We start from the raw sequence: 12,557 nt of genomic DNA on the forward strand, positions 1-12,557 counted from the left end.
TTTAGAATTAAGGGAATACCTTCACCTAGTGGAAGTATAAGAAAACAAACAGGTTATGTAAAAATGCCAAAAACAAGTTTAGCAAAAGCAACTGTAAGTGCAATTTTATTAGACTTTGATTTTGATTTAGTTTTAAATACTTCAGGTTTTACGGTTAAAGTACCTGGTCAAGGAGCTGTTGTAGTAAGAGGTAATAGAATGAATGCACAAGCTAAAAAAGCAATAGCTAAAGCTAAAAGAGGAGACGTAGTTACAATATTTGCAATAAAATCTGCGTTAGCAGGGAATACAACTTATAAAATTAAAGAAGCATCTGCAGTTAGTATAGAAATACAATAAAATAATATTTAAATGATGAACAAGAAAAATATTGGAATTTTTATTTTGGCATTTATGTTATATAGCTTAACATACGCACAGTCAAATTTATTGAATGCACATAAGCCTTCTAATATTGGTGTAAAAACAAACGAGCAATTGGCTATTGATAATGATAAACCATTAGAGTATGGCTATATTGATGATAGAGATATTTTATGGTCTAAAGTTGTTTGGGAGTTTATTGATTTAAATGAGCGCATTAATTTGCCAATGTATTACCCTGTTGATACTACAAATGTATCCAAAAATAGACGTTCTCTTTTTGATACATTATTAAGAGGTATTAAAAGTGGTGTAATTACAGAAGTTTATGATGATTCCTATTTTACAGCAAAAATGACAAAAGCAGAAATAGGTAGTAAACTATATAGAGTTGATACAACTGAAGCTGGTATAGACGAGTTAAATGCTGGAGTTACCAATATTGAAGAATATATTGATAAAATTAACTTAACCTCTCAAGACATTGAAGGGTTTAAAATTAAAGGTTTATGGTATTTTGATAAGCGTCAAGGTGAATTAAAATATAGGCTACTTGCTTTAGCACCAGTTGCGCCAGATGTTCAAATAATGGGAAGAGAAGATATGGATATTTCTGAACAATTAGCACTATTTTGGGTTTGGTTTCCAGATGCTAGACAAACACTTCATGATATGAAAGTTTTTAACTCGAAAAATTCAGCTTATCCAATTTCATTTGACCATTTATTGAATGCTCGAAGATTTAATTCTATTATCTATAGAGAGGAAAACATTTATGGGGATAGAGATGTCGCTCAATATGTGAAAGGAAATGCTTTATTCCAAGTTATTGAGTCTAATAAAATTAAAGATGAAATTAGAAATAAAGAATTAGATATGTGGAATTATTAAATTCCTGAAAATTAAAAACAAAAAACTCTTGCCATTTGCAAGAGTTTTTTGTTTTTAGGACTTAAATTTGTTTTATGCATGTAGATTATATAATTGTTGGTTTAGGGCTAGCCGGATTAGCTTTCACTAAAGAATTAGAACAGAATAATAAAACGTTTATAGTGTATGAAAATGGTTCTCAAAATTCTTCAATTGTTGCTGGAGGAATGTATAATCCTGTGATTTTAAAAAGGTTTACACCCGTTTGGAACGCAGTTGAGCAATTAAAAATAGCTTTGCCTTTTTATGCAAGTTTAGAAAATAAATTTAAAAATAAATATGATTATTCCGTACCAATTTATCGTGTATTTAAATCGGTTGAAGAACAAAATAATTGGTTTATAGCTTCGGGTAAAAGGCAACTTTCAAATTATATGGATTCAAAGGTAATTCATGAAAAGCATGAAGGGATTTTAGCTAATTATGGTTTTGGGAAATTGATAAATACTGGAAGAATTGAGACTAAAGCATTACTTGAAGACTACAAAAAATATTTATCAGAAAAAAATATTATAAAAAATGAGAATTTTGAACATTCTAAATTAAATATTAACGAAACTGAAGTAAACTATAAAGGAATAAAAGCATCTAAAGTTGTTTTTTGTGAAGGTTTTGGATTGAAAAAAAATCCATTTTTTAATTATTTACCAATGCAAGAAGCAAAAGGAGAGTTGTTAATAATAAAAGCCATCAATTTAAATATTAATTTTGTAATAAAAGCAGCCGTATTTGTACTTCCGTTAGGAAATAATTATTATAAAGTAGGTGCAACATTTAATTGGAAAGATAAAACAAAACAACCTTCAGAAGAAGGTAAGAAAGAACTAATTGATAAGTTAAATTCATTTTTAACGGTACCATATACTATTATTGAACATTTAGCAGGAATAAGACCAACGGTAAAAGATAGAAGACCGTTATTAGGAGTACACCCAAAATATAAAAACTTAGCAATTCTAAATGGCTTAGGAACACGAGGAGTGATGATTGCTCCTATGGCATCAAAAGTATTGTATAATTATTTAGAAAAAAACATTGAAATAGATAAAGAGATTTCTATTGCCCGTTTTTAGTAATTTTCTTAAAGTTAGCATCATAAGACACAAATAAGTTAATCCAAATTATTCTTGAAAGCCGAACAGTTAGTGGTGAAGATAAAATTAAAATAGCAACAATTGGAATGAAACTTTGAAGTAAACTTAAATTAAATACAAGCGATGAAATAATAAAAGTAACGATAGCTAACCCAACTGTAAGTCCATAATTAACATACATTGCACCATAAAAAAAAGAAGGTTCCATCATATTTTTAAAGTTGCATTTTGGACAATTATCATGCATTTTAAAGGCTCTATGAAGTTTAAACATATTTTTTTCAATCATAAAGTCTCCTTCATGACATTTAGGGCATTTGTTAAAAATAATACTATATAGTTTCGTTCCTTTTTTAAACATAGACTTTGCTAAAATTATGATAGATTTGCAAAGTTAAAAATTTAGAATTAAGAATTGTAATAAAATATGCTAAACGCACATAACATATCAATTTCATTTGGAGGAACTGATTTATTTGCAGGAATAACTTTTAAGTTAGATGCTGGTAATAGAGTCGGTCTTATTGGAAAAAACGGAGCAGGAAAGTCTACGTTATTAAAAATTATAGCTAAAGAATTAGAATGTGATACTGGTACAATGGCATTTGAAAAAGACACTAGTATTGGTTTCTTAAAACAAGATATTGAATTCACATTAGGAAGAACAATTTTAGAAGAAGCGTATACAGCTTTTGTTGAAATTAAGCAAGCTGAAAAACAATTAGAGAACATTAATTATCAATTAAATGAGCGTAAAGACTATGAATCGAAAAGTTATCATGATTTATTACACGAATTAGATGATTTAACTCATAGGTATGAACTATTAGGAGGATATAGTTACCAAGGAGATACAGAAAAAATATTACAGGGATTAGGATTTAAACGTGAAGATTTTGGGAAGCTAACTGAAACTTTTTCGGGTGGTTGGAGAATGCGAATTGAATTGGCGAAATTATTACTTCAAAAAAATGACATTTTATTGCTTGATGAGCCTACAAATCATTTAGATATTGAATCAATTATTTGGTTAGAGAATTTCTTAAAAAGTTATTATGGAGCTGTGGTTTTAGTTTCACATGATAAAATGTTTTTAGATAACGTTTCTAATAGAACTATTGAAATTTCTTTAGGGAAAATTTACGATTACAATAAGCCTTACACTCAATTTTTAGTTTTAAGAAAAGATATTAAAGAAAAACAAGCGCAGGCACAAAAAAATCAAGAGAAGGAAATAAAACAAACAGAACAACTTATAGAAAAATTTAGATATAAAGCTTCAAAAGCAGCATTTGCACAATCGTTAATAAAAAAATTAGATAAAGTTGAACGTATTGAAGTTGATGGTGATGATAATGCAGTATTAAATGTGCGTTTTCCAGTTTCTATTCAGCCAGGTAAAATAATTTTTGAAGGAGAAAACCTAGCGAAAAATTATGATGATAATCAAGTATTAGAGCATATAGATTTATTAATTGAGCGGAATAGTAAAATTGCTTTTGTTGGTCAAAATGGACAAGGGAAATCAACATTGGCCAAAATGATGGTTGGTGATATTGATTTTGATGGAAATTTAAAGTTAGGGCACAATGTTCAAATTGGGTATTTTGCTCAAAATCAGGCGGAATATTTAGATGGTGAGAAAACGGTATTACAAATTATGGAAGATGCTTCAACAGATGCTAATAGAACTAAAATAAGAGATATGTTAGGTTCTTTTTTATTTAGAGGCGAAGAGGTTGATAAAAAAGCAAAAGTTCTTTCAGGAGGTGAACGTAACCGATTAGCGCTGTGTAAAATGTTGTTAAATCCATTTAATGTTTTAATTATGGATGAGCCAACAAATCATTTAGATATTGCTTCAAAAAATGTATTGAAACAAGCCTTACAAAGTTTTGAAGGAACCTTAATTTTAGTTTCTCATGATCGTGATTTTTTACAAGGGTTAAGTAATAAAGTGTACGAATTCAAAAATAAAGTTATTAAAGAGTATTTAGGAGATATTAATTATTATTTAGAACGGCATAATCTAGAAAATTTTAGAGAAGTAGAAAAAAGGACTGTTGAAAAAACGAATACGAAGTCAACTGGAAAAGAAGCTTATTTAGAAAAAAAACAACAAAAAAAATTAACAAAGCAGCTAACAAATAGGTTAAGTAAAGTTGAAAAAACGATAACGAATTTAGAAAATGAAATTTTGAATTTAGATGCGGAAATATTTGAAAATCCGGATGAAGTGAATACAAATCCAGATTTCTTTAAAAATTATCAGGCTAAAAAGGATGAACTTGATGAGTTAATGGAAGATTGGGAAGAACTTCAAGAAAAAATTGAAAAAACTTAAACTTGTTCTTAATATCTAAAAATAGTAGAATTCAGCAAATTCAATTTTCAGAACTGGAAGATAAAGGTGTTTCTTTATTTATTAAGCGTGAAGATGAGTTGCATCCATTTATTTCAGGTAATAAATACCGAAAATTAAAATACAATTTAGTTGAAGCTTATGAGAAAAACCATCATACGTTATTAACATTTGGTGGTGCATATTCTAATCATATAGCTGCTACAGCTGCAGCAGGGTTTGAACATAATTTTAAAACAATTGGTGTAATTAGAGGCGATGAATTAGCTAACGATTTAGATGAAGTTATAAAAAATAACCCAACATTAAAATTTGCATCAGAACACAATATGCAGTTTCATTTTGTTTCAAGAAGTGATTATAGAAGTAAAACTTCTCATAAATTTATTGATGATTTAAAAGAAAAATTTGGTAATTTTTATTTAGTTCCAGAAGGAGGTACTAATAATTTTGCTGTAAAAGGCTGTGAAGAAATTTTAACGGAAGAAGATCATAAATTTGATATTATTTGTTCAGCTATTGGTACTGGTGGAACAATTTCAGGACTGATAAATTCAGCAAAAAAACATCAAAAAGTTATTGGTTTTCCTGCTTTAAAAGGTAATTTCCTTCAACATGAAATAAAAAAATATGTATTAAGAACTAATAATTGGAGTTTAAACACGAATTATCACTTTGGAGGATATGCTAAAATTTCAGAAGAATTAATTACATTTATCAATAAATTTAAAAGGGAAACCCAAATACCTCTTGATCCTGTTTATACTGGAAAAATGTTATTTGGTATCATAGATTTAATTAAAAATGATTATTTTAAAAAAGGAACTAAAATTTTAGCAATTCATACGGGAGGTTTACAAGGAATTGAAGGAATGAATTTGATACTAAGAAAGAAAAAATTGCCACAAATAGTATAACTTATGAAGTTGAAATATATTTTTATTACGCTATTAACAATTGGTTTGCTATCGAATTGTAAATCGAAGAAAAAAGCTGTATCTAAAAGTAAAAAAGAACAAGTAGTAATTAACCATAACAGTAGTAAAACAACTATAAAGCATATAAAGGTTTCAAATACACCAATTACAAACTCAACAATTAAATATATTGATACCTATAAAAATACAGCTATGGAATCTATGCGAAAGTATAAAATACCTGCAAGCATTACGTTAGCACAAGGTATTTTAGAATCATCGAGTGGAAATAGTGAATTAACAAGAAAATCAAATAATCATTTTGGAATTAAATGCCACAAAGGTTGGAAAGGTAAACGTGTTTATCATGATGATGACAAAAAGGACGATTGTTTTAGAGTGTATAAAGATCCTATAAATTCATTTAAAGATCACTCACAATTTTTAACAGGAAGAACCAGGTATGCGAAGTTATTTAAATTTAAAAAAGGAGATTATGTTAGTTGGGCAAAAGGTTTAAGTGAAGCAGGTTACGCTACAGACAGAAGATATCCAGCGAAACTAATTGCATTAATTGAAAAGTACGACTTACATAAATATGACACTGAAGTCTTAGGTAAATCTTATGAAATTCCAGTAGAAAAAAATATTAAAAATCACATTGTTTTAAAGGGAGATACGCTGTATTCTATTTCAAAAAAGTATGGTTTAACGGTTGAAGAATTGAAACGTTTGAATGACCTAAATTCTAATGAGATTAGTATAGGGCAAAGTTTACATTTAATAAAATAAAAAAGAGGCTGCCTAAAAAGTAATTACATGTGTCATTTTGAACAAAGTGAAAAATCTCAACATCTTAATATACGGATATTTAATTTCAATGAGATTCTTCATTTCCATTCAGAATAACACTTTTTAGACAGCCTCTTTTAATTCATTCAAATTTAATGTTACAAGGCGGTTTTGCTAAAATCGTTTACCAAATTTTTGTTGACTAGTTTGACGAGAATTACATCCTCTACTAGCTAGGGTATTTCCCTTTCTCATGTTTTCCCATTTAGTAAACTGTTCTTCTGTAAGAATTTTTTGCATAGCTATTTTATGTTGTTGTATTCTATCTAAACGGCTACTTTTAAATTGAAATATTTCTTCAGTTGTCAACGTTTTACCATTTAGTTTTCTTTCTAGCATAGATTTTCTCATTGCTTGGAGAACTATTGCCTGATTTTTTTGTAGTTTAAAAATAGCATCTTGTTGCGATTGATTTAAATCTAGCTGTAAATTCATTTTTTTAATCTGTAACGTGGCTTGTTGTTCAGGTGTAAAGTTAGATTGATTTCCTCTGTTCCCATTTCCTTGTGCGTTTATTGAACTGCTTAGCACAAACATAATTACTAATAATCCTACTAATTTTTTCATGATATCTGTTATTTTAATTGTTTTTATAATACTAAGACATCTAAATAGTTTTAAGGTTTAAAACGTTAACACTCATTAACATTCGTTAACAGATTTTAGTTATTTCAAGGAGCAATTTCAATTACTTTATTTAGTGTATTTTTGCAAAATATGATGATGAATAAACTTTCAGATTGGTTACCAACAACTAACAAAGAGGTAAAACTAAGAGGTTGGACGGAGTTAGATGTAATTCTATTTAGCGGTGATGCTTATGTAGATCATCCTGCGTTTGGACCAGCTGTTATAGGTAGAATATTAGAAAGTTATGGGCTTAAGGTTGCAATTGTACCGCAGCCAAGTGTACATGATAATTTACAGGATTTCACAAAATTAGGAATACCTAAATTATTTTTTGGAGTAACAGCAGGAGAGATGGACTCTATGGTTAGCAACTATACTGCAAGCAAACGATCTCGTGATAAAGATGCATATACACCCAATGGAGATAAAGGTTTTAGGCCGGATTATGCTAGTGTTGTATATTCAAAAATTTTAAAAGAGAAATTTCCTGATGTCCCTGTTTTAATAGGAGGTATTGAGGCTTCACTTAGAAGAGTAACACATTACGATTATTGGAGTGATTCCTTGAAACCAAATATATTAACCGAATCAAAAGCCGATTTATTAGTGTATGGAATGGGAGAACAACCTTTAAGAGAAATTGTAAACTTATTACAAAAAGGAGTTCCGTTTTCATCGTTAAAAACAATAAATCAGACAGCTTATTTACAAAAGAATAGAGAAGCACTTCCTAAAAATAAAAAATGGGAAGATGTTAGAATTAATTCTCATGAAGTTTGTTTAAAAAGTAAAAAATCTTTTGCAGCAAATTTTAAAGTAATTGAACAAGAGTCAAATAAAATATTTGGGAGTAGAGTTTTACAAGATATTGAAGATTCAACTTTAGTAATTAATCCGCCATATTCTACCATGACAGAAAAGGAAATTGATGCTTCTTTTGATTTACCTTTTACACGATTACCACATCCAAAGTACAATAAGCGTGGTCCTATTCCAGCTTTTGAAATGATAAAATTTTCTATTAATATTCATCGTGGTTGTTTTGGAGGGTGTAGTTTTTGTACCATTTCAGCCCATCAAGGAAAATTTATTGCTAGTAGAAGTCAGGAATCTATATTGAAGGAAGTAGATAAAGTAGCAAATATGCCAGATTTTAAAGGGTATTTATCAGATATTGGAGGCCCTTCTGCAAACATGTATAAAATGAAAGGGAAGGTGCAAGAAATTTGCGATAAGTGTGTGGCTCCTTCTTGTATATCACCAGTTATCTGTCATAATTTAGATACTTCGCACAAACCATTAACAGAGATTTATAAAGCAGTAGATAAACATCCAAAGGTTAAAAAATCATTTATTGGAAGTGGAATAAGGTATGATATGTTAGTGCCTGAATTTAATAAAAAAGCAGATGTAAAAGAGTTAGAAGAATATACAGAAGAGGTTTTAACAAAGCATGTTTCGGGAAGATTAAAAGTTGCCCCTGAGCATACGTCAGATAATGTTTTAAAGCTTATGAGAAAGCCTTCTTTTAAGTATTTTCATAAATTTAAAGAGCGATTTGATAACATAAATGTTCGTAAAAAATTAAACCTTCAATTAATACCTTATTTTATTTCAAGTCACCCTGCGTGTGAATTGGAAGATATGGCAAATTTAGCTGCTGAAACGAAAGATATGGGATTTCAGTTAGAACAAGTGCAAGGGTTTACACCAACTCCAATGACTGTTGCTACGGTAATCTATTATAGTGGTTATCATCCGTACACATTAAAACCAATGAAATCTCCAAAAACTAAAAAAGAAAGAGACGAACAACATCGGTTTTTCTTTTGGTATAAAAGAGAAAATCAGCAGTGGATTAGAAATATTTTATCAAAAGTAAAGAGAGATGATTTACTTCAAAAGTTGTTACCATCAACAAATTCTTGGAAAAAAAATAAAGACGTAAAAGCTAAAAACACTTTTGATGATGCTGTTAATTTTACTTCGAGAAAGAAAAAGAAATACAATAAGAGAAAGAAAAGGTAATAATTGTACAATATAAATTTACCATAATCAAATTATATCTTAGATTTGTAGTGAAGTTTAAATACTTATTATAATGAAGAAGATTAGTCTGTTTTTTTTATTGATTTCATCAATAATAGTTGCTCAAAATAAAGTAAAAGTTGATTTAAGTAATCCAAATTCAACAATTTATACCCATTTATATTTTTTACAGTCAGATTCTTATGAGCCTGAAAAAGCGGCAACTACAATTTATGGTTTTGAAGGTGAACAAGCACAAGATGTAGCAATTAAGCTAAAGAAAATATTAGACGGAAGAGGACTAAAAGTTGATTTTAGCAAAGTACCAACCAATAAAATGTTTTCTGATACTACAGATTATAAAATTGGAAATAGGTATGTTTTATTTCCATATCAAATGCCAGAAATTTATGTTGAGAGAGTTGGAAATAACTGGTATTACTCATCTGAAACTACACATCAGGTGAATGAATTGTATAAAAAAATGTTTCCTTGGCATACCGAAAAATTGCAACAAATTATTCCTAAGTTTGGTCATCAAAGTTTTCTTAAAATAGAATTGTGGCAATATTTTGGCTTATTAATTTTACTTGCAGTTAGTACTATTTTATTTTTTATTCTCCGTAAAATTATATTTTTTATATTGCAAAAAGCACAATATTTAATTATTAATAAATCTAGTGAAAAGATTAAAAATGCATTAAAAAAATTAACTAGACCTATTGTGTTTTTACTAATTATTTGGTTTGTTAAAACATTGTTGCCTTCGTTATTATTGCATTTAGATATAAATACCATGTTGTTTTTAGGACTAAATATTATGGTAACTGTCTTTTGGATTTATGTATTCTTAAAACTTGTGAAAGTAGTTATGAGTATTTATGAGGATTTTGCTAAATCTACACACGGAAAGTTAGATGACCAATTAGTTCCTATTTTACATAATTTTTTAACAGGACTCGTAATTTTTATAGGTATATTAAAACTATTGACGCTTTTTGGAGTAGAACCTGTAACAGTTATTGCTGGTGCTTCAATTGGGGGATTAGCGGTTGCTTTAGCTTCACAAGATACTGTGAAAAACTTGATTGGAACTATCATGATTTTTATAGATAAGCCATTCCACATTGGAGATTGGATTGAAGCTGGTGAAGTTGTTGGTACTGTTGAAACTGTTGGGTTTAGATCAACTACAGTGCGTGCTGCTGATACTTCTGTATATCAAATACCTAATAGTACATTGTCTGAAATGGTTGTAAACAATAAGGGATTACGTGCTTTTAGACGTTATACAACTAATTTAGGTTTGAGATATGACACACCACCTGAATTGATTGATGCTTTTGTAAAAGGAGTTCGGAAAATTATTGAAATCCATCCAGATACGCGTGATGATGCTTTTAATGTTGAATTTACAGGATTTGGAGATTCATCTTTATTAATACTTGTAAATATGTACTTTACGGCTTTAGATTGGAATTCAGAACAATCTTCTAAGCATAATTTACATATTAAAATATTAAATTTGGCGAAAGATTTAGGTGTTGAATTTGCATTCCCATCAACTACAGTTATGATTGAGCAATTTCCAGAAAAAAAATTAGAAGAAATTGGGTATAACAAGGAAAGTGTAAGAATTAAACAAATTATTGATAAAATTAAATAAGTGAGTTTAGTAGTATAAAGTTATTGATTTTACTAATCAATAATTTTACCGTCAATAAAAGATTGCCTTTTAATTTCTATTAATCGTTGTAAAATATAATTAGTAATTTCTTTATCGTTTGTATCAAACCGTTCAATATATCTTTGATATTGTTTATAAGCAATGTTTTTGTCTTTATAATATATGTCAGAGGCTAGTGCTAATTGAAACAGTGCATTATAATTATTAAAGTTATTTTTATAAGATTTGTCAAAATAATGGATGGCTTTTTGCAGATCTTTTTCTTCTTTTGAAATTATTCCTAAGAGCATATATTGTTTATCTATCTCTGGTTTAGCATACATAATAGATTGCAATAAATACATTTTAGCTGGTTTATTATTTTCTTGCTTATAATACAAAGCTCCTAATCTGTACCAAATTTTTGGATCATTTCTATTAATTTTTAAAGCTTTTCTAAAATATTTTTCAGATAATTCATATTCTTTTAAATTCATGTAACACATACCAAACATTTCAAAAGTTGTAACAGATTTAAAATGTAAACGGTCTAATTTATTTAAATAAGTAACTGCACTTTTATAGTCTTTTAAAAAATACAATTCACTTGCTTTTAATTGAAGAAAATTTAAATTAGTACTATCAATTTTTAACCCTTTATTTATAAATAGCATTGATGAGTCTCTAACCCTTAATGTTTTAAAAAATTTAGCTAACTGATAAATGCTTTTAAGATGTAAAGTGTCTAAATTATAAGCATCTAAATAACTTTGCCCCATTTCAAATTTTTTATTCTGGTTGGATAAAGATTTAGCTAATTGAAACGGGTAATTTGGATTTAAGGAATCTTTTTTTATTAAAAACCGATAAATTTTTTCAGCATTTTTTGATTTGTTTTTTGCTAAATATAATTTACCTAAACTATTTGCAACCAATAAGTTTGAGGTGTCTTTTTTAATAATTTCTTCATAAATTTCAATTGTTTTTGAAGTAAATCCTACGGAATTATATGCTACACCTAATTTTACTTTAATTTCTTCAGTTTTTTCAATTTCTAAAGCTTCGTTGTAATAGTTTATTGCTTGATTATAATTTCCTACAGTTTGATAAATCGATGCTATTTTAACAAGAATTATTGAAGTTATAGGTTCTTCTTTTTTTAATAAAACCAAAGCTTCTGTGTAATTTCCTTTTAACAGTAAGTCATCTACAATAGTAAAAACCGAAGTTTGTGCTTCGGTTTTTAATGCTAACAGTATTAGTAATAATGTGACAAAAATCTTTTTCATAGCTATTTAGATTATTTTTTAAGCTAAAAGTACAACTTACTTTATACTTATTTCAATAACACCATCTTTCCCTTTTTGTCCATATTTTTTAATAGCTTTTCCCCCCTTTAAAACGTTTAAGCTTTTAATTGATTTTGGATCAATTTGAATCATATCTTCTTTAGAAATTTCTTTTCCATTTAAAATATAAAGAGGTGGATTTTTAGTATTTCCAGCATTTAGTAATATGTTGTTTTTAGCTTTGTTTTTTAGATTATCACCCTCAACTTTAAAAGCAATTGGTAAACTATATTTAACACCAACAGCATTTCCATCTTGCTTACCAGGAATCATTTTAGGTAATAAATTGATAACTCGTATTGCTTCTTCTTGAAGTGCAATATGTGGAGCTCTTGATTTAACACCTGCAATATTTCCTTCTTTATC

At 28.4% G+C, this 12,557-nt stretch carries 12 protein-coding genes; 8 read left to right on the plus strand and 4 right to left on the minus strand.

Going from position 1 to position 12,557, the window contains the following annotated elements; genetic code table 11:
- From QM495_RS01100 to QM495_RS01110, 3 genes are all read left to right on the plus strand, one after another.
- Positions 1-339, plus strand: a 339-nt coding sequence (locus QM495_RS01100) for a GldM family protein (RefSeq protein ID WP_408670260.1), incomplete at its 5' end; no start/stop codon positions are given.
- A gap of 12 nt (positions 340-351) precedes the next feature.
- Positions 352-1,254, plus strand: a complete 903-nt coding sequence (gene gldN / locus QM495_RS01105; protein WP_408670261.1) for a gliding motility protein GldN — start codon at positions 352-354, stop codon at positions 1,252-1,254.
- Positions 1,255-1,328: 74 nt separating this feature from the next.
- A complete protein-coding gene (locus tag QM495_RS01110) occupies positions 1,329-2,366 on the plus strand; it encodes an NAD(P)/FAD-dependent oxidoreductase (protein ID WP_408670262.1) in 1,038 nt (345 codons plus the stop codon).
- On the opposite strand, the gene QM495_RS01115 is transcribed toward QM495_RS01110, so the two are convergent.
- A complete protein-coding gene (locus QM495_RS01115) occupies positions 2,350-2,748 on the minus strand; it encodes a DUF983 domain-containing protein (protein ID WP_408670263.1) in 399 nt (132 codons plus the stop codon). The genes QM495_RS01110 and QM495_RS01115 overlap by 17 nt on opposite strands.
- 66 nt (positions 2,749-2,814) lie before the next feature.
- Between QM495_RS01115 and QM495_RS01120 the strand changes: the two genes are divergently transcribed.
- Genes QM495_RS01120 through QM495_RS01130 form a run of 3 tightly spaced genes read left to right on the plus strand, consistent with a single transcriptional unit; the run spans position 2,815 to position 6,458 of the window.
- Positions 2,815-4,731, plus strand: a complete 1,917-nt coding sequence (locus QM495_RS01120) for an ABC-F family ATP-binding cassette domain-containing protein (RefSeq protein ID WP_408670264.1) — start codon at positions 2,815-2,817, stop codon at positions 4,729-4,731.
- Positions 4,732-4,742: 11 nt separating this feature from the next.
- Complete coding sequence (locus tag QM495_RS01125; protein WP_408670271.1) at positions 4,743-5,666, plus strand: 1-aminocyclopropane-1-carboxylate deaminase/D-cysteine desulfhydrase; 924 nt, start codon at positions 4,743-4,745, stop codon at positions 5,664-5,666.
- Between the two features lie 3 nt (positions 5,667-5,669).
- Positions 5,670-6,458: a glucosaminidase domain-containing protein gene (locus QM495_RS01130; protein ID WP_408670265.1), complete on the plus strand. Its 789-nt coding sequence runs from the start codon at positions 5,670-5,672 to the stop codon at positions 6,456-6,458.
- A gap of 174 nt (positions 6,459-6,632) precedes the next feature.
- Here QM495_RS01130 and QM495_RS01135 read toward each other — a convergent pair whose 3' ends face one another.
- A complete protein-coding gene (locus QM495_RS01135) occupies positions 6,633-7,085 on the minus strand; it encodes a hypothetical protein (protein ID WP_408670266.1) in 453 nt (150 codons plus the stop codon).
- 150 nt (positions 7,086-7,235) lie between these two features.
- Here QM495_RS01135 and QM495_RS01140 point away from each other — a divergent pair, with 150 nt between their 5' ends.
- Positions 7,236-9,176 carry a YgiQ family radical SAM protein gene (locus QM495_RS01140; RefSeq protein ID WP_408670267.1) on the plus strand — a complete coding sequence of 647 codons (1,941 nt, stop codon included), beginning with the start codon at positions 7,236-7,238 and terminating at the stop codon, positions 9,174-9,176.
- A gap of 73 nt (positions 9,177-9,249) precedes the next feature.
- Positions 9,250-10,842, plus strand: coding sequence for a mechanosensitive ion channel family protein (locus QM495_RS01145; protein ID WP_408670268.1), 1,593 nt, complete (start codon positions 9,250-9,252; stop codon positions 10,840-10,842).
- Positions 10,843-10,874: 32 nt separating this feature from the next.
- On the opposite strand, the gene QM495_RS01150 is transcribed toward QM495_RS01145, so the two are convergent.
- The gene (locus tag QM495_RS01150) at positions 10,875-12,131 is read right to left on the minus strand and encodes a hypothetical protein (protein WP_408670269.1); all 1,257 of its coding nucleotides are present in this window, start codon (positions 12,129-12,131) and stop codon (positions 10,875-10,877) included.
- Positions 12,132-12,167: 36 nt separating this feature from the next.
- The coding region (locus QM495_RS01155) for an energy transducer TonB (protein WP_408670270.1) at positions 12,168-12,557 on the minus strand (390 nt) is incomplete at its 5' end.

Source organism: Lutibacter sp., from assembly GCF_046055765.1.
In the GTDB taxonomy this organism is placed as follows: Bacteria; Bacteroidota; Bacteroidia; order Flavobacteriales; family Flavobacteriaceae; genus Lutibacter.

Excerpts from the sequence above, each read along its gene's own strand:
- gldN (WP_408670261.1), top strand. The coding sequence starts at position 352 with ATGATGAACAAGAAAAATATTGGAATTTTTATTTTGGCATTTATGTTA.
- QM495_RS01110 (WP_408670262.1), top strand. The coding sequence starts at position 1,329 with ATGCATGTAGATTATATAATTGTTGGTTTAGGGCTAGCCGGATTAGCT.
- QM495_RS01115 (WP_408670263.1), bottom strand. The coding sequence starts at position 2,748 with ATGTTTAAAAAAGGAACGAAACTATATAGTATTATTTTTAACAAATGC.
- QM495_RS01120 (WP_408670264.1), top strand. The coding sequence starts at position 2,815 with ATGCTAAACGCACATAACATATCAATTTCATTTGGAGGAACTGATTTA.
- QM495_RS01130 (WP_408670265.1), top strand. The coding sequence starts at position 5,670 with ATGAAGTTGAAATATATTTTTATTACGCTATTAACAATTGGTTTGCTA.
- QM495_RS01135 (WP_408670266.1), bottom strand. The coding sequence starts at position 7,085 with ATGAAAAAATTAGTAGGATTATTAGTAATTATGTTTGTGCTAAGCAGT.
- QM495_RS01140 (WP_408670267.1), top strand. The coding sequence starts at position 7,236 with ATGATGATGAATAAACTTTCAGATTGGTTACCAACAACTAACAAAGAG.
- QM495_RS01145 (WP_408670268.1), top strand. The coding sequence starts at position 9,250 with ATGAAGAAGATTAGTCTGTTTTTTTTATTGATTTCATCAATAATAGTT.
- QM495_RS01150 (WP_408670269.1), bottom strand. The coding sequence starts at position 12,131 with ATGAAAAAGATTTTTGTCACATTATTACTAATACTGTTAGCATTAAAA.